General features: G+C 70.5%; 24 protein-coding genes and 2 pseudogenes. 11 read left to right on the plus strand and 15 right to left on the minus strand.

The window, feature by feature from the left end:
- Position 1: 1 nt before the first annotated feature.
- Positions 2–293 (plus strand): annotated as a pseudogene (locus OG948_RS15300) (DNA-binding protein); the annotation flags it as partial.
- Between the two features lie 32 nt (positions 294–325).
- On the opposite strand, the pseudogene OG948_RS15305 reads toward OG948_RS15300, so the two are convergent.
- A pseudogene (locus OG948_RS15305) lies at positions 326–484 on the minus strand (DUF255 domain-containing protein); the annotation flags it as partial.
- Between the two features lie 199 nt (positions 485–683).
- Here OG948_RS15305 and OG948_RS15310 point away from each other — a divergent pair.
- On the plus strand, positions 684–1,232 hold the full coding sequence (locus tag OG948_RS15310) for a class IV adenylate cyclase (protein WP_406297030.1): 549 nt from the start codon (positions 684–686) through the stop codon (positions 1,230–1,232).
- Between the two features lie 96 nt (positions 1,233–1,328).
- On the opposite strand, the gene OG948_RS15315 is transcribed toward OG948_RS15310, so the two are convergent.
- Both OG948_RS15315 and OG948_RS15320 read right to left on the minus strand, forming a co-directional pair.
- Positions 1,329–1,526, minus strand: coding sequence for a DUF397 domain-containing protein (locus OG948_RS15315; protein WP_406297031.1), 198 nt, complete (start codon positions 1,524–1,526; stop codon positions 1,329–1,331).
- Positions 1,523–2,479 (minus strand): helix-turn-helix domain-containing protein, encoded by a 957-nt coding sequence (locus tag OG948_RS15320; protein WP_406297033.1) that lies wholly within the window; start codon positions 2,477–2,479, stop codon positions 1,523–1,525. Before OG948_RS15320 ends, OG948_RS15315 begins: the two co-directional genes overlap by 4 nt.
- Positions 2,480–2,945: 466 nt before the next feature.
- Between OG948_RS15320 and OG948_RS15325 the strand changes: the two genes are divergently transcribed.
- Positions 2,946–3,632 carry a hypothetical protein gene (locus OG948_RS15325; RefSeq protein ID WP_406297034.1) on the plus strand — a complete coding sequence of 229 codons (687 nt, stop codon included), beginning with the start codon at positions 2,946–2,948 and terminating at the stop codon, positions 3,630–3,632.
- An 87-nt stretch (positions 3,633–3,719) separates the two neighbouring features.
- Here the strand turns inward: OG948_RS15325 and OG948_RS15330 are convergent, their stop codons facing one another.
- Together OG948_RS15330 and mca are read right to left on the minus strand one after the other, a co-directional pair.
- A complete protein-coding gene (locus tag OG948_RS15330; RefSeq protein ID WP_406297036.1) occupies positions 3,720–3,941 on the minus strand; it encodes a hypothetical protein in 222 nt (73 codons plus the stop codon).
- 121 nt (positions 3,942–4,062) lie between these two features.
- The gene (mca, locus tag OG948_RS15335; RefSeq protein ID WP_406300263.1) at positions 4,063–4,917 is read right to left on the minus strand and encodes a mycothiol conjugate amidase Mca; all 855 of its coding nucleotides are present in this window, start codon (positions 4,915–4,917) and stop codon (positions 4,063–4,065) included.
- A 170-nt stretch (positions 4,918–5,087) separates the two neighbouring features.
- Here mca and OG948_RS15340 point away from each other — a divergent pair, with 170 nt between their 5' ends.
- Both OG948_RS15340 and greA read left to right on the plus strand, forming a co-directional pair.
- Positions 5,088–5,474, plus strand: a complete 387-nt coding sequence (locus OG948_RS15340; RefSeq protein WP_406297038.1) for a DUF4307 domain-containing protein — start codon at positions 5,088–5,090, stop codon at positions 5,472–5,474.
- A 261-nt stretch (positions 5,475–5,735) separates the two neighbouring features.
- Positions 5,736–6,233, plus strand: a complete 498-nt coding sequence (greA, locus tag OG948_RS15345) for a transcription elongation factor GreA (RefSeq protein WP_395873297.1) — start codon at positions 5,736–5,738, stop codon at positions 6,231–6,233.
- A gap of 105 nt (positions 6,234–6,338) precedes the next feature.
- On the opposite strand, the gene OG948_RS15350 is transcribed toward greA, so the two are convergent.
- From OG948_RS15350 to OG948_RS15365, 4 genes are all read right to left on the minus strand, one after another.
- Entirely contained in the window at positions 6,339–7,199 is an 861-nt protein-coding gene (locus OG948_RS15350) for an ABC transporter permease (protein ID WP_406297040.1), read from the minus strand.
- Positions 7,199–8,233, minus strand: coding sequence for an ATP-binding cassette domain-containing protein (locus tag OG948_RS15355; RefSeq protein ID WP_406297041.1), 1,035 nt, complete (start codon positions 8,231–8,233; stop codon positions 7,199–7,201). The genes OG948_RS15350 and OG948_RS15355 overlap by 1 nt, the downstream gene beginning before the upstream one ends.
- A 268-nt stretch (positions 8,234–8,501) precedes the next feature.
- A complete protein-coding gene (gene ilvA, locus OG948_RS15360; RefSeq protein ID WP_406297043.1) occupies positions 8,502–9,725 on the minus strand; it encodes a threonine ammonia-lyase in 1,224 nt (407 codons plus the stop codon).
- Between the two features lie 188 nt (positions 9,726–9,913).
- On the minus strand, positions 9,914–10,411 hold the full coding sequence (locus OG948_RS15365) for a MarR family winged helix-turn-helix transcriptional regulator (RefSeq protein ID WP_406297044.1): 498 nt from the start codon (positions 10,409–10,411) through the stop codon (positions 9,914–9,916).
- 351 nt (positions 10,412–10,762) lie between these two features.
- Between OG948_RS15365 and OG948_RS15370 the strand changes: the two genes are divergently transcribed.
- From OG948_RS15370 to OG948_RS15385, 4 genes are all read left to right on the plus strand, one after another.
- Positions 10,763–11,353, plus strand: coding sequence for a hypothetical protein (locus OG948_RS15370; RefSeq protein ID WP_406297045.1), 591 nt, complete (start codon positions 10,763–10,765; stop codon positions 11,351–11,353).
- A complete protein-coding gene (locus OG948_RS15375; protein WP_406297047.1) occupies positions 11,350–12,042 on the plus strand; it encodes a hypothetical protein in 693 nt (230 codons plus the stop codon). Before OG948_RS15370 ends, OG948_RS15375 begins: the two co-directional genes overlap by 4 nt.
- Before the next feature lie 253 nt (positions 12,043–12,295).
- Positions 12,296–12,790 carry a hypothetical protein gene (locus OG948_RS15380; protein ID WP_406297049.1) on the plus strand — a complete coding sequence of 165 codons (495 nt, stop codon included), beginning with the start codon at positions 12,296–12,298 and terminating at the stop codon, positions 12,788–12,790.
- A 50-nt stretch (positions 12,791–12,840) separates the two neighbouring features.
- On the plus strand, positions 12,841–12,993 hold the full coding sequence (locus tag OG948_RS15385) for a hypothetical protein (protein WP_406297050.1): 153 nt from the start codon (positions 12,841–12,843) through the stop codon (positions 12,991–12,993).
- Positions 12,994–13,107: 114 nt separating this feature from the next.
- On the opposite strand, the gene OG948_RS15390 is transcribed toward OG948_RS15385, so the two are convergent.
- From OG948_RS15390 to OG948_RS15400, 3 genes are all read right to left on the minus strand, one after another.
- Positions 13,108–14,256, minus strand: coding sequence for a cystathionine gamma-synthase (locus OG948_RS15390; RefSeq protein ID WP_406297051.1), 1,149 nt, complete (start codon positions 14,254–14,256; stop codon positions 13,108–13,110).
- A 129-nt stretch (positions 14,257–14,385) separates the two neighbouring features.
- On the minus strand, positions 14,386–15,177 hold the full coding sequence (locus tag OG948_RS15395; RefSeq protein ID WP_406297052.1) for a hypothetical protein: 792 nt from the start codon (positions 15,175–15,177) through the stop codon (positions 14,386–14,388).
- A 73-nt stretch (positions 15,178–15,250) separates the two neighbouring features.
- A complete protein-coding gene (locus tag OG948_RS15400; RefSeq protein ID WP_406297053.1) occupies positions 15,251–16,090 on the minus strand; it encodes a hypothetical protein in 840 nt (279 codons plus the stop codon).
- 353 nt (positions 16,091–16,443) lie between these two features.
- On the opposite strand from OG948_RS15400, the gene OG948_RS15405 reads away from it, so the two are divergent.
- Positions 16,444–16,740: a helix-turn-helix domain-containing protein gene (locus OG948_RS15405; protein WP_406297055.1), complete on the plus strand. Its 297-nt coding sequence runs from the start codon at positions 16,444–16,446 to the stop codon at positions 16,738–16,740.
- A 127-nt stretch (positions 16,741–16,867) separates the two neighbouring features.
- The gene (locus tag OG948_RS15410; protein WP_406297056.1) at positions 16,868–17,869 is read left to right on the plus strand and encodes a fibronectin type III domain-containing protein; all 1,002 of its coding nucleotides are present in this window, start codon (positions 16,868–16,870) and stop codon (positions 17,867–17,869) included.
- 55 nt (positions 17,870–17,924) lie between these two features.
- On the opposite strand, the gene OG948_RS15415 is transcribed toward OG948_RS15410, so the two are convergent.
- The 3 genes from OG948_RS15415 to OG948_RS15425 all read right to left on the minus strand — a co-directional run bounded on the left by OG948_RS15415 (position 17,925) and on the right by OG948_RS15425 (position 20,918).
- Positions 17,925–18,428: a DUF4186 domain-containing protein gene (locus OG948_RS15415; protein ID WP_395873311.1), complete on the minus strand. Its 504-nt coding sequence runs from the start codon at positions 18,426–18,428 to the stop codon at positions 17,925–17,927.
- A 50-nt stretch (positions 18,429–18,478) separates the two neighbouring features.
- Positions 18,479–18,997, minus strand: coding sequence for a GNAT family N-acetyltransferase (locus tag OG948_RS15420; protein WP_406297058.1), 519 nt, complete (start codon positions 18,995–18,997; stop codon positions 18,479–18,481).
- A 181-nt stretch (positions 18,998–19,178) separates the two neighbouring features.
- Positions 19,179–20,918: an MFS transporter gene (locus tag OG948_RS15425; RefSeq protein ID WP_406297060.1), complete on the minus strand. Its 1,740-nt coding sequence runs from the start codon at positions 20,916–20,918 to the stop codon at positions 19,179–19,181.
- Positions 20,919–20,949: the final 31 nt, after the last annotated feature.

A 20,949-nucleotide genomic window follows, 5' to 3' on the forward strand; every position in this document is an offset into this window, starting at 1 on the left:
GGTTCCCGTCCTCCTGGCTGCGCTGACCATCATCGAAGCCGTGCCAGGGAAGACCGATCTGGCTCACTTGCAGTGGATGCTTTCCCGGCTTCGGGCGGAACTGGTCAGCAGGAGGACTCTCTGACCGCAGTGGGGTGCTTCAGAACTCAGGCGGGCTGCAGCACAAGTACACGATCGACGCCCTCATCGCCATGCTCGCGCTGCGCGTCCCGGCCTCCGTGATCGTCATGCCCTCCGACCCGGACAACTGGCCGAAGCTCTGCGGAAGCCGCTTGGTCGTCAGAGAGGCGTGAACACCACCGACCTCCGGTTCGCGACTTCACTGGCACCAGTGGCACGCGCTGTACCCGACGCTGAGCAGGATCGGGACATCACGGCGGCGGGCCTCCGCGAACGCCTCCTCACCCCACGGCCACCAGTCGACGGGGTTGTCGACGTGTTGGAGGAGGTACGGCGATGTGGACCCAGCGAGACGATTCGGCATGGAACCATCCTCGCGCGCCGAACCCCACCGACCCACCAACCGCCCTGCGTCGAGCGAGTCGAGTCCGGCGTCCGCATCGCGCGGCGACTCGCGTCGGCGTGTGCGGGGGCCTGCGGCCGGCGGTCGGCGCACCGCACGGGCCCGGTCCTCGCCGCGGCGCCGGTACACCCACCCTGCTCGGTTACGGGAAGAAGGATCGATGCACGAGTACGAGGCGAAGTTTTTGGCCGTCGACGTCGCCGGCCTCCGGGACAAGCTGATCGGGCTGGGTGCCGTCCAGGCGTTTCCCCGGACTCTGCTCACCCGTTGGATCTTCGAGAGCGAAGCACTCGACGGCGGTGCGTGGCTGCGCCTGCGGGACGAGGGCACCCGGTCCACGCTCACCCTCAAGCAGGTGACCGACCCCACCCGGATCGACGGCACGACGGAGATCGAGACCGAGGTCGCGGACCTGCCCGCCATGGCGGAGATCCTTCGCCGGCTCGGCCTCCGGGAGGTCCGCTACCAGGAGAACTACCGCGAGGAGTGGCGGCTGGGCGAGATCGCCTTCGACTTCGACACCTGGCCCGAGCTTCCCACCTTCGTGGAGATCGAGGGCCCCGACGAGGCATCCGTCCGCCGGGGCGCGGCGCTGGTGGAACTCGACTACGCCGAGGCCAGGTTCGGCAGCGTGGACGAGATCTACAAGAGCGAGGCGGGGCGCGACATCCTCGCGGAGCCCACCCTCCTTTTCCCGAACGCCGGGTAGCGGAGAGGCCGTCCTTCCCGCCGGACGGGACCTTGTGCTCCGCCGGTCGGTCCGGGCGGCGGTCACTCGCCCGAAATCGACCGGCGGCGGGGGTGGTCAGCCCTGGTGAACGCCCGCGATGAACGCGCGGAACTGGTCGTGGCCGAAGGTCAGTACGGGGCTCCGGTCGAGCTTGGAGTCCCGGGTCCCGACGATGGCCGGCAGGATCGCCGCTTCGACGCAAGAGCCGTTCGTGCCGCTGTGGCTGGACTTGAACCACTCCGCGTTGGCGAGGGTGGTTGGGTTGGTGCTCATTTCATCTCCTTGTCGATGCGTTCGAGCATCGTGATGGTGTCGTCCGGATCATTCGCAGCGCCCACCAACTGGTCCCGGGCGACCTGGAATTTTCGAACGTCGGCGGGCCGCTGCAAATAGATGTTCCCGCCCGCAGTCTCCAGATAGACCCCAGGTGGCGTGAGTTGGTCGAATCCGAGCAGGGTGAAGCCACCATTCAGTCCGACGTGAGCGCCCTTGGCATGGGCAAGAATCTGGATGGTCACGTTGGGGAGAGTGGACAACTCGGCAAGTAGGCGCAGTTGAGCCCGCATGACGTCGACACCGCCAAGTGGCCGCCGCAGCGTGCTCTCTTCGTGGATGGCCCATACCGCCATCGGATCCTGGGAGCGGGTGAGCGCGGCTCGCCGCTCCATTCGGAAGCGGACCAGGCGCTCGACTTCGTCCGGCTCGCGATCCGATCTGATCATTGCTCGGGCGTAGTCCTCCGTTTGAAATAGCCCGTTGACCAGCAGCGGTTCGTACACGTCCAGCGTCACGGCATCGGATTCGAGCCCGGCGTATGTGCTCATGCCGGATGGCAGAACGTCGTCGTACGCCTCCCACCATCCGCGCTGCTGCGCATCCCGGTGAATCTGGAGGACGGCCGCAACCTGGGCTTCCTCGGTGACCCCGTACCAGGCCAGCAGATCCTTGACATCGCGACTGGTGATCGGTGCCTGACCCGTCTCCACGCGGCTGATCTTGGCTTGCGAGCACTCCAGGTGCGCGGCGGCATCCTCGATCAACCGTCCAGCCGAGACGCGCAAGCGCCGTAGCTCCGCCCCGAGTTGCCGTTTCCGTACGGTCGGCCCACTGGTGGCCACGTGCGGCTCCCCCTCTGGTCGTCCTGCCTCGCCGCACCAGTGTGCCCGAGCGTCACGGAGACGAGCATGAGCGTCACTCACACGAGTGAAAGATCCGAAATACGCCATGTATTTGCCTCACGCACTTGCGTGGAGTACGTGCGACCGCGACTCTCGATATCACGGTCCGTAGCGCATTGGTAGCTCATCCGGTGTGCGATGCCCTGTTCAGGGCGTTCGGACCTGCCGATTCGGTGAGGAGCAGCCATGACACAAGGGCACCGCGCATGAGGTTCGAGGCGTTTGCGCCGAGCCCCGAAGGGCGTCGGCTGTTGGACGAGCTGGTGGGAAAACAGGTGTGCGACACCCGATCGGGGGTGTGTGGCGTCCTGGTGGACGTCATCGGGTCCACCGCCTACGCGCGGATGCCGTCCGCGTTGGAGTGGCGGGCGCCCATCGGGTGCATCGCAGCGATTCCGGCGAACACGGCCGAAGGACAGGCGCGTTGAGTGCCGACGGGCGTAGGGGGTGGGGCGGACCTGGACAGCTTGCCCCACCCCCCTCGTGCCCCCAAGTGAAAGGACACTTCCCCACGATGACAGATGATCGCGACGACATTCGCCTCGGCCCGACCGGGATTTCGGCACTCGAACGGGTGCCGGACGCGCGGCTGCGGCTTCCCATTCCGGAGGCGGCCCGCAGTGGGCCCAAGCCGACGAACACATTCACCATCTGGCGGGCCATCGGGACGTCGACCGCCCTGGTGCGCGCCGAGCCGCCCTACCGCGAGGCACGGCCGAGACTTCACCCGAAGGCCCATCGCGTGCCGGGTTGGTCGACCGGCGAGGAGATCGACAAGGCCGCCGCCTTCGTCGAGCGCTACCGGGACGCCTGGTGCCGCGACGGCCGCACGGGGCGGGAGGGCACCCTCACCGCCGTCAACGGTCGAAGCGCCTACCTGCGCGCCATGAACGGCGTCGAGTTCACCTACCGACTACCGACACTCGTGATCGTCCGGCTGCCGCCCCCGCGCCTGTACCGGCGGGTTCGCTACGTCGGGAAGGAGGACCCGGCCCGCCGCCCACCGGGCGACATCATGGAGACGTGGGCCGTCACCAACGGCACGCTCGCGACCGTACAACCACGCACCGGCCCGGCCTGGTTCGCCCTGCTCGCCGACCTCGAACGCGACCTCCCGACCGGCCCCGTGGCCGACTGGGACGATCCTCCGTTCATCCCGCACCACGCCGAGGACGAAGGCGCGGACCCGGACAGGGCCTGATCACATCAGAGACCACCGCACCCGCACGCACCACACCTGCGCTCCGCGCGCGAGGCGCGGGGCGCGGATCGCGGGTGATTCGGCCGGTCAGGCGACGGGCGCGCCCTTGTCCCGCTCGGACTCGGCCGCCCGGTCGGCGGTGGCGCCCGGCTTGCCGTCCTCGTCGAAGTCCACCCGCTTGAGCTGCTTGTTCATCGACTTGAGCAGGAGCCAGGTGGCGACCGCGATCGCGGCGACCACCACGAACCCGAGCAGGCCGGGCGTGACCTTGCTCTCCTCGACCGCGAGCTGGAGCGCGAGCGGTGTCATGACGAACTACCTCCTGGATCGGAACCCCTTGTGAACAAGAGTGACATCCGATCGGCGGGACGTATGCACCGAGGGCCCGGAGAATCGTGCTCCGGGCCCTCGTACGGTCATCCGCGGGTGGTCAGCGCCGCACGCCCACCCGTACGCCCGCGAACAGGTCGTCCTCCGGCAGATCCGTGTCCACCAGCGAACGGACCAGCTCGTAGTCCTCCGTCGGCCACACCTCGCGCTGCACCGAGAGCGGAACCCGGAACCAGAAGCCGTCCGGGTCCACCTGGGTGGCGTGCGCGATCAGCGCCCGGTCGCGCGTCTCGAACCAGTCGGCGCACGGGATGCGCGTGGTGATGTCGCGCTCGTCGCGGTCGCCCCAGCGCTCCAGCCACTCGCCGTACGGCGACTCCAGGCCGCGGCTGAGCATGCCCTCGTGCAGCGCCTCGATCCGCGCGCGCGAAATGCCCTGGTTGTAGTACAGCTTCAGCGGCTGCCACGGCTCGCCGGACTCCGGATACGCGTCCGGGTCGCCCGCGGCGTCGAAGGCCACCATGGTGATCTTGTGCGTCTGGATGTGGTCGGGGTGCGGGTAGCCGCCGTTCTCGTCGTACGTGGTGATCACATGCGGACGGAACTCGCGGATCAGCCGGACCAGCGGCTCGGCCGCCTTTTCCACGTCCAGCACCGCGAAGCAGCCGTCCGGGAGCGGCGGCAGCGGGTCGCCCTCGGGCAGCCCCGAGTCCTCCCAACCCAGCCACGCCTGCTCCACGCCCAGGATCGCGCGCGCCGCGTCCATCTCCTTGCGGCGCACCTCGTGGATGTTGGCCTCGATCTCCGGGTCGCCCTGGAGAGCGGGGTTGAGCACCGAGCCGCGTTCGCCGCCGGTACAGGTCGCGACGAGGACCTCGGCCCCCTCGGCGACATAGCGCGCCATGGTGGCCGCGCCCTTGCTCGACTCGTCGTCGGGGTGCGCGTGCACCGCCATCAGCCTCAGCCGATCGTCACTCACCGGAACGTCGCTCCTCATCCGTGCCCCGTGTCCCAGCCGCCGGGTCGTACCGCCGGGACCTGTCGAGGGCCGCTCTTGCACCGGACATATAGTGGCCGATAGATCTCGCTCGGGCGCAAACCCGGGCCCGTCCCGCAGGAGACCCGGTGAGCGCAACGCCCGTCACCCGTTACGGCAAGGGCGCCACCCGAAGCGATCGAAAGTTGCGGATCGCGTTCGCGGTCTTCATGGTCGTGCTCGTGGCCGGGACGGTTTGGATCGGCCTCGATGTGGCGAACCCCGGCGTACGCGGGTCTATTCCGAGCTTCAAGGTCACCTCGGATTCCTCGGTGGAGGTCCAGGTGGAGATCCGCAAGGACAGCGACAAGGAAGCCGTCTGCGTGCTGCGCTCGCGCGACGAGGGCGGCGCCGAGGTGGGTCGCCGCGAACTGCGTTTCGCCAAGGGCGACAAGCACATCGAGCGCACCGAGACGCTGCAGACCATGGGCCGGCCCAACACCGCCGAGCTGGAGGACTGTCACACCGTCGGCTGAGCGGCGGTGCCGACGTCGTCGGCCGATCGTGTCCCGGGTCACCCGGGTGTGCGTGACTGCCCGAGACGTCGGGAGATTGTTACTCTCGAAGCTTCGTCCCCTCACGACCCGAGGTGTTCACACCGCGGACGGTGAGGGGGCGCTGGTATATGTGACCCCCTCCGCCGACCGGGCCCGCCCGGACGGCCGGTCGGACCGCGTGTACCTCATTCGTACGCACCGTGTACGCAACCCCTGTCGCAGACCTACGAGGAGCACCCCGTGACCCAGACCAGCGAAAGCGTCACCTGGCTCACCCAGGAGGCGTACGACCGGCTCAAGGCCGAGCTGGAACACCTGTCGGGTCCCGGCCGTTCCGAGCTCGCCGTGAAGATCGAAGAGGCCCGCCAGGAAGGCGACCTCAAGGAGAACGCGGGCTACCACGCGGCCAAGGAGGAACAGGGCAAGCAGGAGCTGCGGATCCGCCAGCTCATCGGCCTGCTCCAGAACGCCAAGGTGGGCGAGGCCCCCGCGGACGACGGCGTCGTCGAGCCCGGCATGGTCGTCACCGTCATCTTCAACGGCGACAAGGACGACCCCACGACCTTCCTGCTCGGTTCGCGCGAGGACGCGGTGAGCGACGTGGACGTCTACTCGCCGCAGTCGCCGCTGGGCAAGGCGATCAACGGCAGGACGGTCGGCCACAAGGCCACGTTCGCGCTGCCCAACGGCAAGAGCACCAGCGTCGAGGTGTTGGCGGCCAAGCCCTACAAGGGCTGAGCACCGACCCCAAGCGGCCCGCGCTCCCGGTATTCGGGAGCCGGGCCGCTTGCTTGTCCGGGGCACCGAAGTGCGGGACCTGCTCGTCGATCCCTCGGCGAGGTGTCAGCCGGTCGCCCGGAGGTACTTGCGCACCGCGAGCGCGCGGAAGAGCACGATGATCAGGGCCGACCAGATCAGCGACGCCCACACGGGGTGCTGCATGGGCCACGCGTCGGACTGCACGACACCCGGATTGCCGAACAGCACTCGGGCCGCCTGCACCGTCGCGCTGAACGGGTTCCACTCGGCGATGTGCCGCACCCAGGGCGTCATCTGACTGGAGTCCACGAAGGCGTTCGAAATGAACGTCACCGGGAACAGCCAGATGATTCCTCCCGAGGTCGCCGCCTCCGGGGTTCGCACGGACAGGCCGATCAGCGCTCCGATCCAGGTGAAGGCGTATCCCAGCAGGAGCAGCAGGCCGAAGCCGGCCATGACCCGCCCGGCGGTGGTCGGCTCGGCGGAGCCGGTGCGCCAACCCACGAGGAGGGCGACGCTCGCGAGGACGAGCATCGTGATGGCCGTCTGGGCGAGATCCGCGACCGTGCGGCCGGTCAGGACGGCACCTCGCGCCATGGGCAGCGAGCGGAACCGGTCGATGAGCCCCTTCTGCATGTCGTCCGCGATACCGGCGGCCGATCCCGCGGTGGCGAAGGTGACGGTCTGCGCGAAGATGCCCGCCATCAGAAAGTTCTTGTAGACGTCCGAGTCGGTGCTGTCACCGATCTTCATCGAGCCACCGAAGACGTACGTGAACAGCACCACGAACATCACCGGCTGGATGACCCCGAAAAGGATCATCTCCGGAATCCTGGTCATCCGAATCAGGTTCCTGCGGGCGATGACCAGGGAGTCGCGCAGCGACTGGGCCACGCCGCCGCGGACCACGGGCGCGCCTACGGGGGTCTTGGTCAGTACGGCCATTACCGCTTCACCGCCTTGTCGAGGCCGCGCTGCGGGCCGTCGTCCTCGGTCGTCTCGTCGGAGTCGCGCTCGGCCGTGCCGTTGCCGGTCTCGGACTCCGCGGCATGGCCGGTGAGCGAGATGAACACGTCGTCCAGGGTGGGTCGGCGCAGCCCGATGTCGTCGATCTCGATGCCGCGCGCGTCGAGTTCGCGGATAATCTCGGCGAGCAGCTTGGCGCCGCCGGTCACCGGGACGGTGATCCGCCGCTGGAGCTTGACCACGCCCAACTCGCCCTTGCCGAACGAGGTCAGCATCTCGCTCGCGTCGGCCATGCGCTCCGCGTCGTGTACGACCACCTCGACCCGCTCGCCGCCGACCTTGGCCTTGAGCTGGTCGGCGGTGCCGCGCGCGATCACCTTGCCGTGGTCGACCACGGCGATGTCGTTCGCGAGGTGGTCGGCCTCCTCCAGATACTGCGTGGTCAGCAGCAACGTGGTGCCGCCCGCGACGAGTTCCTCGATCACCCGCCACAGCGCCATGCGGTTGCGCGGGTCGAGCCCGGTGGTCGGCTCGTCCATGAACATCACCGGCGGGCTGACCACGAGCGCCGCGGCCAGGTCGAGCCGGCGGCGCATGCCGCCCGAATAGGTCTTGGCGGGCCGGTCGCTCGCCTCGGACAGGTCGAACTGGGCCAGTAGTTCGTCGGCCCGCTGCTTGGCGTCGCGACCGCTGAGCTGATACAGCTCGCCGACCATCCGAAGGTTCTCGCGGCCGGTCAGATACTCGTCCACGGCCGCGAACTGGCCGGACAGGCCGATCGAGCGGCGGACCGCGTTGGGATTCTTCAGCACATCGTGACCGGCCACCACGGCTCGCCCGGAATCGGGTTTGAGCAATGTGGTCAGCACTCGCACACATGTCGTCTTGCCTGCGCCGTTCGGTCCGAGCAGGCCCAGGACGGTGCCGGTGGGCACACTCACGTCCACGCCGTCGAGCGCTCGGACCGAGCCGAAGGTCTTTACCAGACCTTCGGCGACGATCGCTTCCTGCATGTCGGTGGATCACTCCTCGTGCGGATGGGGGCATGGGGGCGGGCCGATCGATTCAGATCTCCACCATGCGCCCAACGCACCGAGCATGCGACCGCTTTTCTCCGGAAACGTAACTCTTCGTGTCCGGATGACAGCCCACCGGAATCGCCCGGTCGTGCGTCGGCGAACTCCGGATACCTCTCGGCCGCGTCCTCCGTGGACGGACATGGCTTGGCTCGACAGCCAAGCACACGGCACCGACATCGCCGACTCGCCCCACCCCGTCGACTCAGCTCTTGCCGACGGTGTATCCCGCGCTGTACAGCGCCTCCACCACCGCCGCGCAGTGGCTGCGGCCCTTGGTCTCCAGTTGCAGGTCCACATCCGCCTCGCCGACCCGCAGCGTCGCGTCGGTGCGCACGTGCGACACCGCGGCGATGTTGGCGTCGGTCTCGGCCAGGCGAACCAACAGGGTGGCCAGCGCGCCGGGGCTGTCCGGGATCCGCACCCGCAACGACAGATAGCGGCCGGCCGAGGCCAGACCGTGTCGCAGCACCCGGAGCATCAGCAGCGGGTCCACGTTGCCGCCGGACAACACCGCCACCACCGGCCCCTCGATCGGCTCGCCGGCCTCCAGCAGCGCCGCCACCGACGCGGCTCCGGCCGGCTCGACCACCAGCTTGGCCCGCTCCATGCACAGCAGCAGGGCCTGCGACAAGGATTCCTCACCGACCGTACGGATACCGTCGGCGTGCTCCCGGATCAGCGCGAAGGGCACCTCGCCGGGGCGACCGACCGCGATGCCGTCGGCCATCGTGCCGAACGAGGGCAGCGAGACCGGCGCGCCCGCCGCGAGCGAGGGCGGGTACGCGGCGGCGGACGCCGCCTGTACGCCGATCACCTTGACGTCGGGGCGAAGTGCCTTGACCGCGACCGCGATTCCGGCCAGCAGCCCGCCGCCGCCGGTGCCCACCAGGATGGTCTTGACCTCGGGGCACTGCTCCAGGATCTCCAGGCCGACGGTGCCCTGGCCGGCCACCACGTCCTGGTGGTCGAACGGGTGGATGAACACCGCGCCGGTCCGGTCCGCGTGGGCTCGCGCGGCGGCCAGCGCGTGCTCGACGTTCTCGCCGCCCAGGATCACCTCGGCGCCGTACGAGCGGGTCGCGGCCACCTTGGGCAGCGGCGCGCCGGCCGGCATGAACACCGTGGACGCGACGCCCAGGGTGCGGGCCGCGAGCGCGACGCCCTGCGCGTGGTTGCCGGCGCTGGCCGCCACCACACCGCGCTCCCGCTCGGACTCGGACAGGCCCGCGATCCGCACGTACGCACCGCGGATCTTGAACGATCCGGTGCGCTGGAGGTTCTCGCACTTGAGGTGGACGGGCGCGCCGATGCGGTCGGTCAACGCCCGACACGACCTCATCGGGGTCTCGCGAACGACGCTCTCCAGCATCTTTCGCGCGATCCGGATGTCGTGCAGGGTCACCGTGGCCGGGGCAGGACTGCTCATACGCCGAGTGTCGCACCAACCGCACGTGCGGATGCGCCGGGTCTCCTCCCGTCCCGGTGGTCACGGGAGTTCGGGCCCGGGGGCGGGGACCGAGTCGGGCCCGGCTCGGGAGCCGGGTCAGGAACCGGTCGGGAGCCGGTTCGGGACCCGGGTCGGGAGTCGGGTCAGGACCCGGGTCGGGAGCCGGGTCAGGAGCCGCCCGGGTTCCGGCTCTGGCGGCGTTCCATCGAGGCGTTGAAGAGGGTCAGCAGTTCGGTGAACCGCTCGCGGTCGTCCATGCTCCAGCCTTCGCAGATCTCCGCCATCAGGCGCTGCCGGGCGTGCCGCACCTGATGCAGCCGGTCCCGGCCCTCGGCGGAGAGTTCGAGCAGTACGGCGCGGCCGTCGTCGGGATTGGGCACCCGATCCACCAGGCCCTGTTCGACCAACGGGGTGACCTGCCGGGTCACCGTGGACGAATCGATCGTCATCGCCTGCGCGAGTGCCTTGACGCCCATCGGCCCACCCGCTTCGAGCCGGCCGAGCAGGAGATAGGCCGCGCGGTCCATCGAGTTGCGCAGTTCGCCGACGGCACCGAGCCGGGTCTGCTCGGCACGACGCGCGAACAGCGCCACCTCGTGCTGCAGGCGGTCGTAGAGCGGGTCGGCAGAGCCGGTGGGGTCGTCATGGGCCTGGTCCGGTGTCATCGCCGCTCGTTCGTCGATCGGATGTGGTGCTCCGAAGGATATTGCGCGGACCGGGATCACCGGGCCTCGACCGGATGATTCCACCCCGCATTGCCGTCCCGGATTCTGCCGCGCCGGCACCGGGAGGTGTGGTCGCCGTCGCCGGCGGGTGGGATCGCGGTCGCCGGCGGGCGGAGCCCCACCCGGAGCCGCGGTCGGCGTCGGGTGGGGCACGCGGTCGGCGTCGTGATGCCCCGAGGACCGACATGTCGCGACTCGCGACTACCCGAACGGGTGCGGGGCAGCCTCACAGTGAGCGGCGACGGCATCGGGCCGGCCGGACATCCGCTCGGCGGATCTGCGGGAGGAACCGTGCACAAGCGCGACGCTCGCGAGTTCGACGTCTTCGTCCACAGCGTCGGCGCGCAACTGCTCCGAGCCGCCGACCTGCTCACCGGTGACCGGCAGCGCGCCGAACGCCGGGTCGAGCGCGCGTTGGCGCACACCTGTGTGAACTGGAGCCGGCTACCCGACCAGGATCCGGTACGCACCGCGTGGCGGGCGCTGCTGGCCGGCTACCTGGACCCGTGGCGTCCGGGACCACGCGGGTATCGCGGCGAACACCCCGACGCGGGCGAGCCGTTCACCACCTTGGACCGGCTCGGCCGGGTCGAGCGGGCCACCGTGGTGCTGCGGTTGTACGCGCGCCTGGACGAGTACGACGCGGCGGAGGCGCTGGGGCTGCCGATCGAGACGGTGGCCCGCGCGTGGCGGCGCGGGATGGCCGAGGTACTGGCCGACGGGACGCTCGCGCGCGGCGGGTTGGGGCAGGGGGCGGGCGCGGAGACGGTCGGGGCGGAGCCGGTTCGGGTCGAATCGGCTCGGGTCGAACCGGCTCGGGTCGAACCGGCTCGGACGGAGACGGTTCGGATGGAACCGGTCCGAGCGGAGACGGTCCGATGAGCGTGACGGTGTCGCCGCCCGGGTCGGCGGACGCGGAGGATGTGCCCGAACCGCCGGAGTTCCCGTATCGACCGCTGCCCGCGAACCTGGCGCGGCGGGTGCGCCGGCGGGCGTACCGACGACGGCTGTGGCACGTGCTCGGTTCGTGCGCACTGGCCGGCGCGGTGGCCGGCGGGTTGTGGTTGGCCACCCCGGGGACCGGCGGCGGGGGCGGCCTGCCACCTGCGCCCACACCCACACCCGTGGGGCCGATCGAGAACATCGCGCCACTGCGAATTCGCACCGACGTCGGACTGGGCGGCTCGGTGTGGATCGGCGACGCGGGGCCGGATCGGGGTTCGTCGTGGTGTCTGGGCGGGGCGGCCGAGGAGGAGCCGTCGACGTGCCGATTCCTGCCTACGCCCGGCCGGCTGGACACGGCGACCCTGGACCCGGGCGTGTACGCGCCCACCGGTCAGCGCCTGGTGGTCGCGATCCTGGTCGGCCAGACCATGCCCGCCCCGGCGGTGCGCGGCGAACTGCGCGACCCCTCGGGCGCCCGGCAGATGCGCCTGATCCGACCGACCGGCCTCCCCGGCGTCGCCTACCTGTGGACCTACGCGACCGACACCCCGATCTCGATCACCGTCTATGACGAGAACGGCAACCTGGTCACCGCCTGCGCCTCCTGCACGGACCCGATGCGCTGACCCCCTCCGACGCCCCCACCCGATCCGCTCGGGCACCGGGATGGATCGGCACGCGACGAGTTCCGCGCGTTCATCGCGGGCGTTCACCAGGGCTGACCACCCCGCCGCCGGTCGATTTCGAGCGGGTGACCGTCGCCCGGACCGACCGGCGGAGCACAGGAGAACTTCGCCTCGTATTCGACATCCCGCGAGCAGTCGGCCCCCAATCTAGACTGCTGAATCCCGCCCCCGTCGAGAGGTACTCATGCGTCCCGTGCGATTTGAGCCCTGGTTGGCCGAGCTGCTCAGGCAGTCCGGCGCGGTCACCGATGTTGCGATCCGCACCGAGGCCGGTGAGCAGAAGGCTCCTCGCCCGGGTCCGTACGGAGTCTCGTTCCGACTGAGCAACGGGGCCACGGTCGCGTTGAGCATCACCGCGGAGTCCGCACAGGGCGACCAGTACGCCCAACCGGAGACCGAGGTTCAGGGTGAGCCGCCGGCGCGCATCGAATCGGTGCCCACGATCGACGGGGCCAAGGTCAAGGTTGCCGACATCGAGGAGTGGCTGGCCGCCCTGGTGGTCAACAGCGGAAGTCCCGAGCTCCTGCAAGTGAGCACGCGCTACTCCCAGGAAGACCCGCTGGGTGCGATCCCCTACGGCCTCGAACTCCGCTGGCACAGCGGGGCGAAGATCCGCCTGAATTTCCAGGACGCCTACAGCTCTGGTGGTCGCCCCGGAGCGGCCTACCAGTGTCCGGACACCATCTGAATCCAGGAAGGGCGCACCCCTGCACGTACCTGCGTCAGGAACGCAAAAACGTGGCCTCCAGGCAAGCGGCATCCGAGTGGCAATGCACGACCTGTAAACAGCGGGTCGGCGTGGACGGCAACGGCAAGGCCAACAAGCACACCCGTCCGGGCGACGTGAACAACTGGTGTCCCGGTACCGCCGTGCAACCCGCACCGAAGTAGCAACCGTGCCCGCTCGGTGAACTCGGCGGCCCGCGAGCCCAGATGCCGGGTGGCCCGACCACGTCGAGCCGTCCGGCGTTCGAGAGCACGCGGGCCGCAGGATGGCCGCCCGGTTCAGCCCAGTGCCCGTTCCAGGTCTGCCAGGAGGTCGTCGGCGGATTCGATGCCCACCGACAAGCGGACCAGGTCGCCGGGGACTTCCAGTGGGGAGCCGGCCGCGGAGGCGTGGGTCATCCGGCCCGGGTGCTCGATCAGCGACTCGACGCCGCCGAGCGACTCGCCGAGCGTGAACAGTTCGGTCCGGTTGCACACCTGCACGGCGGCCTCCTCGCCACCGCCCACCCGGAACGACACCATGCCGCCGAACGCCTTCATCTGCTTGACCGCGACATCGTGGCCCGAGTGTCCCGGCAGCCCGGGATAGAGCACCTCGGTCACCCGCGGGTGCCGGGACAGCAGGTCCACCACCCGCTCGGCGTTCGCGCAGTGCCGGTCCATCCGGACCCCGAGGGTCTTCAGTCCGCGCAGCGTCAGCCACACGTCGAACGGCCCGGGCACCGCGCCCATCGCGTTCTGGTGGAACGCCAACTCCTCGGCCAGGCCCGTGTCCCGGACCACGAGGGCGCCGCCGATCACGTCGGAGTGCCCACCCATGTACTTCGTCGTCGAGTGCACCACCACGTCGGCGCCCAGCGTCAGCGGCTGCTGGAGGTAGGGCGAGGCGAACGTGTTGTCCACCACGAACAGCGCGCCCGCCTCGTGCGCGACGGCCGCCAGCGCGGCGATGTCGGCCACCCCCAGCAGCGGGTTGCTCGGCGTCTCGCACCAGACGATCTTCGTGACGCCCGGCCGGATCGCGGCGCGCACCGCGGCGAGGTCGCCGGCGTGCGCGGGGGTGTAGTCGATGCCCCAGCGGGAGGCGACCTTCGCGAACAGCCGATAGGTGCCGCCGTAGGCGTCGTCCGGGATCACCGCGTGGGCGCCCGGCGCGCACAGGGCGCGCAACAGGCAGTCCTCGGCGGCCAGACCGGACGCGAAGGTCAGGGCCCTGGTGCCGTCCTCCAGAGCCGCGATGCATTCCTCGAGCGCGGTACGGGTCGGGTTGCCGGAGCGGCTGTACTCGTAGCCGCCGCGCAGTCCGCCGACACCGTCCTGCTTGTATGTGGACACCTGGTAGATCGGCGGAACCACGGCCCCGGTCAGCGGGTCGGGTTCCTGCCCGGCGTGGATCGCCAGGGTCTCAAAGCCGTGCGATTGGGTCATGACCGGAACGTTAGCCGCCCCGGCGGCCTCCGGTGCACTTCCACCGCACGGGCGCCGGCCCGGACCGAGGCCCGGGTGCGCCCGACCGTGCGGTGGCGGCGAGTTCCCCGTCCTGGGCCGGGCGCCCGATCAGGAGCGCAGCAGGCGGTCGAGCATCAGGCGGCCGGCCTGGCCGGCGCGGGTGCGCACTTCGGGAAGCCGGTCGGCGGTGGGGCCGCTGAAGTAGGAGGACATCACGACGGTGTCCTTGCGCAGGGTCAGCACGACGTACGGGTACGGTCCGCCGCCGGCCTTGGGGTACATCAGACCCTCCTCGGCGAACACCTCGTCCGCCTCCGGGAACGCGGGCTGTCCGGCGCCCGGGGTGTCCTTGGCCTGAGTACCGTCCGGGTAGGTGCGGGTCGGGCAACGGTCCTTGACCTGGCGCGCGTTCTGCGCCTGCTCACGCGCGCCGCGCACGTCCTTGTGCACGATCACGGTGGTGCTGCCGCTGGAAAGCTGCGCGGGTTGGCCGGGATCCGGCCGTTGCACCTGGCGCACCCACTGGCCGACGATGCTCGGTGCCAGGGGCACGGTCTGCTGCGTGCAGTCGGCGGCGTAGTCGGTCCAGGTCTCGCCGGAGAACTCGTACGTGCTCTGCCGGACGAAGCCGGTCCCCCAGTCCTCCGGGCCGAGCGCGAGCGACGTGGCCAACGCCTGTGCCTGCTCGGGGGTACGGCTCGGCGGCGCGGTGCCGGCGACCGGGCGAGTGGCGGAAGCGCTCGGGCGCGAGGGGGAACCGCTCGGCCCCGGTCCCTTGACCATCGGGTCGGCGCTGGTGGGCGCCGCCTCGGGAGCCACCGCGAACGGATCGTCGCCACCGTCGGCGCAGCCCGCGAGCAACAGGGCGCCGAGTACCGGACCGACCGCGTGAACCGCCATTCTTCTGATGCCGTACATTCCGATGCCCCCCGTGTGCGTGAACCCCCATGGTATTCACCGCGTTCGGCGGGGGTCAGCGCAGTTGCACCCGGGTGCGCGCGACCATCTTGGCGAGAGCGTCGATGGCCTGGTTCTTGGCCGACTCGAAGGTCTTGTCGCCCCGGTCGACGACGGCCGCGGTGAGCACCATCTGGCCCTGACGGGCCGTCACCCACACGTACTGGAACGGCGCGCCGCCACGTCCGCTAACCCACTGGGCGCGCGCGACGTGTACCTCGTCGATGCCCTCGACGGTCAGGTCGAAGACCTGGATGCCGGTCAGCTTCTCATCGCCGGCGAGCACCTGGTCCGGGCAGCGCCGCCCGTCGTCGATCCCGATCTTCATGTCGGTCCGAGCCGCCGCCGTGTCGGCGTACACCGTCGCGGAGGAGGTCGCGAGCGTCTTGCTGAGGTTGTCCACGCTCGGTTGGCCGTCCGGGATGTACACGTAGCGCGCCATCGTCGCGAGCGCGCCCGGGGTGGTGCCCTGGACCACCTGCTTGCAGTCGGTGCCGGTGACCACCCGGTCCAGCCCGGTGTACTCGTAGTCGCGTTCCTGCGGGACGTAGGTCGGGCCCCAGTCCTTGGGCACCAGTACCACCGCCGTGACCAGTGCCTGCGCCTGCGGGGTGGTGAGCGTGACGTCGGCACGCGTGGTCGCGGTCGGGCGCGGCGTGCCGGACACCGGCGGCGCGGAGGTGACCGGATCCGGCGAGGGCGGGGCCGGCGGCGGGGGCGGATCGGTGCGGTCCCCCTGGCTCGCGCTCACGCTGGGCGGGTCGCTCTTCAGGCCGAACGAACCCCCGTTGGACGAACCGCCCTGACACCCGACCACGAGCGCGCCGCTCACGATCAGGGCCGCCCCCACAGCCACCACGCGCATCATGGATCGCCCCCGCTTCCGAAACGTTCGCCTCGACAACCATTGAAGCCGGTGGCGACGCCTCGCGTGCGGGAACAGCGCTACTACGAGCGCTACTTCGACGCCACGGGCAGGCTCGCCACCGTCACCGCACGAACCCTGGCCGGGGTCTACGCGGGTTCCATGGGAATTCCATGTGAGTGCACGCACGAGGCGCCGCCCCACCCCGCGCACGCACTCCCTTCGACCGCTTCGTCCCACTGTGAACATCCACTACGAACACGGTCGGGTGAACGGCTCGGCCTTCGACGGGTGAACCGGATCCACGTTCATAGCATCAACGCTATGAGGCGAGGAGTAAGCGTATGACCGGCCGCAGTGACTGGCAGGAGATCCGCTCGCGGCGAATGGCGGAAGCCGGCGCCGAAGAGCCTTACGAGGCGACTCGGATCGCGTTCGAGCTCGGGCGCAGCGTTCGGGAGATGCGCGAGCGACACGGGCTCACGCAGGCTGTCCTCGCCGACGCCGCCGGGATGACCCAGTCGGCGGTGGCTCGCTTCGAGGCAGGTGGGACCGTGCCGACGATCCAGGTGTTGGAGCGGCTGGCGAGAGCGTTGGACGCCGAGCCGATCGTGCGCCTGGCGCCGCACACGGCGGCTTGAGCGAGCGGTGGGGGGACTGCTCCGGGTGAGTCCGTGCCGACTCGTGTCTTGTTCGCGGGCCGGGTGCTGTGCCATATATGTCTAGACCAATTTGCTCTCGGTGGAGAGAGGCGTCGTGGCGCGACGAATGGCATGGATCGGCTTGACCGGGTTGGCCGTTGCGCTCGTGGTGGCGGGGTGTTCCGAGGACGGGAAGGACACCTCGGCGCCGGCGGTGCCCGGCGAGGTCACCGCACTCGCGTCGAGTTCGGTGTCGGTGCACGTGATGTGGCGCGCGGATCCGGACGTCGCGGTGTTCGAGGTGTACCGCGGGGACGCGAAGGTGCTGGACGTGACCGGCGGGCGGCACATGGTCGACGTCGGCGGACTGACCCCCGGGACCGCGTACTCGTTCTCCGTGCGGGCGCGGGACCGGGCCGGGAACGTGTCGCCGGCGAGCGCGGTCGTGCCCGCCACGACCTTGTCCGTGGCCCAGGGCGAGCGCGTACCGCCGACCGCGCCGCGGAACGTGCGGGGACAGGCCCGGGGTGCCGGCGGTGCCACGCTGTCCTGGGAGGCGGCCACGGACGACGTGGGGGTGACCGCGTACGACGTGTGGCAGGCCGGTGTGCGGGTGCACAGCGTCGCGGGAGACCTGACCACGGCGGTGGTCAGCGGGCTCCGGCCGGGCACCGCGTACAGCTTCACGGTCACCGCGCGCGACGCCGCGGACAACAAGTCGCCGGAGAGCAACGCCGCGGCGGTACTCACCGAGCAGGGCACCGGCGACGGTCGCGACACCGCGCCGACCGGGCTGCGCGCGGTGCCTCGGGTCGCGGTGGACGGCACGTACGTCGACCTGAGCTGGACGCCACCGGACGTCGACGGGGCGGTCGCGAGCTACGAGGTGTACCTGGACGGGAAGTTCCTGACCACGGTGATGTGGGGAGTGGCGCCGCCGTCCGGGACGGCGCAGTACAGCCTCCCGCTGGGGGATCAGCCGGTGGCCGGGCGGGTGCTGAAGATCCGGGGCCAGTTGCCCGACGGCAAGTGGGGTGCCTTCTCCGCCGACCTGACCCTCACCGACGCGCCGGCCGGCGGCACGGGCACGGACCCGTCGGCGCCGTCGGCCGCGTCGACCGGCCCTTGAGCGCTTCGCCGCGGGTGGATACCCGGGAGCCGGTCCCCCGGCGGCCGGGATGCCGTCAGCGCGACCGCGACGCGCGGGTCGCGCGGGTGGACCTGGTGGAGCCCGTCGGGTTCTCCGGGATGGTCGGCATCGCCGAGCGCGGAGTGCGGGCCGCGCGACCGCTCGGCTTGGCGACCGGGCCGATCTCGCGGGTCAGCCACAGGCAGATCACGTTGACGACGTAGTTGAGCTCGGCCTTGTCGAGCTGCCGGCCCTGCGGGATGGCGTGCAGCTCCTCGAGGCAGCCTCGGCAGCACGTGCCCGTGGCGTGCTGGGCCACGAAGACCGGGTGACCCCGGTACGGCGTCTGGCGGCCCTCCTTGCTGGGCCGCGCGGGGCCCAGGCGGCGCGCGACCAGGTCGTACGCGTACCAGCGCACACCGGATTCGCCGAGCGTCTGGGCGACCGTACGCTCCCGGCCGGGCAGGTGGAACTTCGCGCGGGAGGGGAGCTTGCCGATCGCGTCCAGGCGGGCGTCGAGCGGCTCGGGCCTGGCGCCCTTGGAGGTCTTGGTTGTCATATCGCCTTCAACGGTAACCGGTCCCGGTCGGCCCGCGTACCTTCGGCCCGTCAGCCCAGTTGCTTGTGAAAGATCGTGGTGGAGCGCAGCACGCCCGAGGGGTCGGCGGCGTAGGCCGGGATGGCGCCCGACTCGATCCAGCCGGCGCGCTTGTACAGGCGCTCCGCGCCGCTGCCGGTCGGGGCGTCCAGGGTGAGCAGACTGCGTCCCGCGGCGGCGGCGAACCGTTCCGCGGTGGCCAGGAGTTCGCGGGCCAGCCCGTTGCCCCGGGCACGGCGGTGGACCAGCAGCCCGACGACCGCGGCGCGATGTCGGCTGTCGGGCATGCCGGCCAGGCGCAACCGGATGGTCCCGGTCACGCCCTCGTGGTCCGAGGTGATCCACACGATGGTGCGGTTGCTGCGTATCTCGGCCCCCTGGGCCGCCCACCACTCGGCGGCCGCGTCGATCGGCAGCGGAGCGAGGAAGCCGACCCCGGCCCCGTCCTCGACCGCGTCCACGAGCAGCGCGGCCAGACCGGGGGTGTACGTGACGAGATCGATCGCGGAAAGCCGGACGGGCGTTGTCATACAACCATTCTCCCGCGCCCGCTCCACCCCTCGAACCGCCCCGAAAAGCGATCGCCGCCGACTCCTTTGGGGGCAGACGGCGATCCGGTCCCGAGCGCGCGAGAGCCGAGGCCGGCGGGAACGGCGAACGGCGCGGGACCCGTGGTGGGTGTCCCGCGCCGCTCGGTGATGGGGCCTGGGGTCAGGCCAGGGCCGGCTCGCGTTCCGGGGTCGAGGACGGCGACGTCGGCTCCGCCGGTGTGAACTGGTTCTCCCGGGCTCGCTTGGGGAGGAGGAAGCCCAGGGCGAAGGCGACCGCGGTCAGGCCGAAGGCCAGCAGGGTCGTGCGCTTGACCGCGTCGATCGAGGAGCGGGTGTGCGTCTCGGCGCCCGCCTTCGCGACCGGCTCGGCGGAGGCCGGGGTGACCGGGACGGTGGTGCAGCTCGCCGGGAGCCGGTCCGGGTCGGTCGCGTTCTCCCGGGCGTCCACGCACGCCCGCAGCCCGGCCACGATCGCGTCCTGCGTACTCACCGGCACACCCGCCGCGGTCAGCTCCGTACGCAGCTTCGGTGCCGCGCTCTCGTCGAAGTTGTGCGTGGCCTGGGCGCCGATCACGCCGAAGAACACCGTGCCCAGGATCGCGATGCCCAGCGAGGCACCCAGCTGCTGGACGGACTCGAGCACGCCGGAGGCCGAACCGACCTCGTGGTCCTCGACCTCGCCCATGATGATGTCGAAGACCGGCACGAAGATCATCCCCATGCCGAGCCCGAACAGCCCGAGCGGCGCGAGCAGATCGCCGGTGCCGATGTCCGCCCCGGCGTCCGCGAAGACCAGGTACATCCAGGCGATGCCGGCCGCCATCACGGCCAGCCCGATGTGCAGGATGCGCCGGCCGAGCTTGCCCATCACCACGCCGCTGAAGCCGGAGCCGAGGAACGCGCCGAGCGCCCACACGCCCATCGTCAGGCTGGCCCGGGTCGGGCTGTAGCCCAGGCCCAGTTGGAGGAACAGGCCGATCGCCATCGAGATCCCGACGATCGCGCCGAAGAAGACCATCACGAACCCGACGCCCGAGGCGTACGAGCGACGCCGGAACACGCCCAGCCTGATCAGCGGCACCTTGCCGGCCGCCTCGCGGCGCAACTGGTACACCGCGAACGCGGCAAGCATCGGCAGCGACGCCGCGCACTCGACCAACGACCAGACCGGCCAACCCAGTTCGCGGCCCTGGACGAGCGGGTGCACGAGCATGAAGGTGCCGACACCGGCGAGCGCCATGCCCACCACGTCCAGCCGCCCGCCCGCCTCGCTCGGCGCCACGTCGGGCAACATCCGCCACCCCATCAGCAGCGCGAACGCGCCCAGCGGAACGTTGATCAGGAAGATCATCCGCCACCCGGTGCCGAACACGTCGCCGTCCACGAGCACACCCGCGACGATCGGCCCGAGCACCGTGGACAGTCCGATCGCCGGGCCGAACACCGCGAACGCCTTGCCGATCTCGGCCGGCGGGAACAGGTCCCGGATCAGGCCGAACGTCTGCGGGATCATCAGCGCGCCGAGCAGCCCCTGGAGCACCCGCGCGATGATCAACGTCTCCGGCGACCAGGCGATCGCGCAGGCCACCGAGAGCACCACGAAGCCGACCACGCCGACCATCAGCATGAACTTGCGGCCGTACATGTCGCCGAGCCGCGCGCCGGTGAGCAGGCCCACCGCGAGGGCGAGCGTGTAGCCGGCCGCGATCCACTGCAGGCTCGCGTAGCTCCCGCCCAGATCGCCGCGGATCGCGGGCGCCGCGACGCCCACCACGCTGGAGTCGAGCAGGTTCATCAAGGTGGCGGCCAGCACCGCCAGAAGACCGAGCCAGCGCTGCCGCGGGCCTACCGGGGACTGGGACGTCGGGGTCGCGAGGGTCTTCTCGCCGCTGTTTTCCACAACTCCGAGACTAGATTCGAAACAGGCAATG

The organism is Embleya sp. NBC_00888 (genome assembly GCF_045207655.1).
GTDB lineage: Bacteria > Actinomycetota > Actinomycetes > Streptomycetales > Streptomycetaceae > Embleya.

Coding starts and splice junctions, on each gene's coding strand:
- OG948_RS15320 (WP_406297033.1), bottom strand. CDS start 2,479: ATGGCGTATTTCGGATCTTTCACTCGTGTGAGTGACGCTCATGCTCGT.
- OG948_RS15405 (WP_406297055.1), top strand. CDS start 16,444: ATGACCGGCCGCAGTGACTGGCAGGAGATCCGCTCGCGGCGAATGGCG.
- OG948_RS15390 (WP_406297051.1), bottom strand. CDS start 14,256: ATGACCCAATCGCACGGCTTTGAGACCCTGGCGATCCACGCCGGGCAG.
- OG948_RS15355 (WP_406297041.1), bottom strand. CDS start 8,233: ATGCAGGAAGCGATCGTCGCCGAAGGTCTGGTAAAGACCTTCGGCTCG.
- OG948_RS15325 (WP_406297034.1), top strand. CDS start 2,946: ATGACAGATGATCGCGACGACATTCGCCTCGGCCCGACCGGGATTTCG.
- ilvA (WP_406297043.1), bottom strand. CDS start 9,725: ATGAGCAGTCCTGCCCCGGCCACGGTGACCCTGCACGACATCCGGATC.
- OG948_RS15375 (WP_406297047.1), top strand. CDS start 11,350: ATGAGCGTGACGGTGTCGCCGCCCGGGTCGGCGGACGCGGAGGATGTG.
- OG948_RS15330 (WP_406297036.1), bottom strand. CDS start 3,941: ATGACACCGCTCGCGCTCCAGCTCGCGGTCGAGGAGAGCAAGGTCACG.
- OG948_RS15410 (WP_406297056.1), top strand. CDS start 16,868: ATGGCATGGATCGGCTTGACCGGGTTGGCCGTTGCGCTCGTGGTGGCG.
- OG948_RS15415 (WP_395873311.1), bottom strand. CDS start 18,428: ATGACAACCAAGACCTCCAAGGGCGCCAGGCCCGAGCCGCTCGACGCC.
- OG948_RS15395 (WP_406297052.1), bottom strand. CDS start 15,177: ATGGCGGTTCACGCGGTCGGTCCGGTACTCGGCGCCCTGTTGCTCGCG.
- OG948_RS15310 (WP_406297030.1), top strand. CDS start 684: ATGCACGAGTACGAGGCGAAGTTTTTGGCCGTCGACGTCGCCGGCCTC.
- OG948_RS15365 (WP_406297044.1), bottom strand. CDS start 10,411: ATGACACCGGACCAGGCCCATGACGACCCCACCGGCTCTGCCGACCCG.
- OG948_RS15315 (WP_406297031.1), bottom strand. CDS start 1,526: ATGAGCACCAACCCAACCACCCTCGCCAACGCGGAGTGGTTCAAGTCC.
- OG948_RS15420 (WP_406297058.1), bottom strand. CDS start 18,997: ATGACAACGCCCGTCCGGCTTTCCGCGATCGATCTCGTCACGTACACC.
- mca (WP_406300263.1), bottom strand. CDS start 4,917: ATGGCGGTGCACGCGCACCCCGACGACGAGTCGAGCAAGGGCGCGGCC.
- OG948_RS15350 (WP_406297040.1), bottom strand. CDS start 7,199: ATGGCCGTACTGACCAAGACCCCCGTAGGCGCGCCCGTGGTCCGCGGC.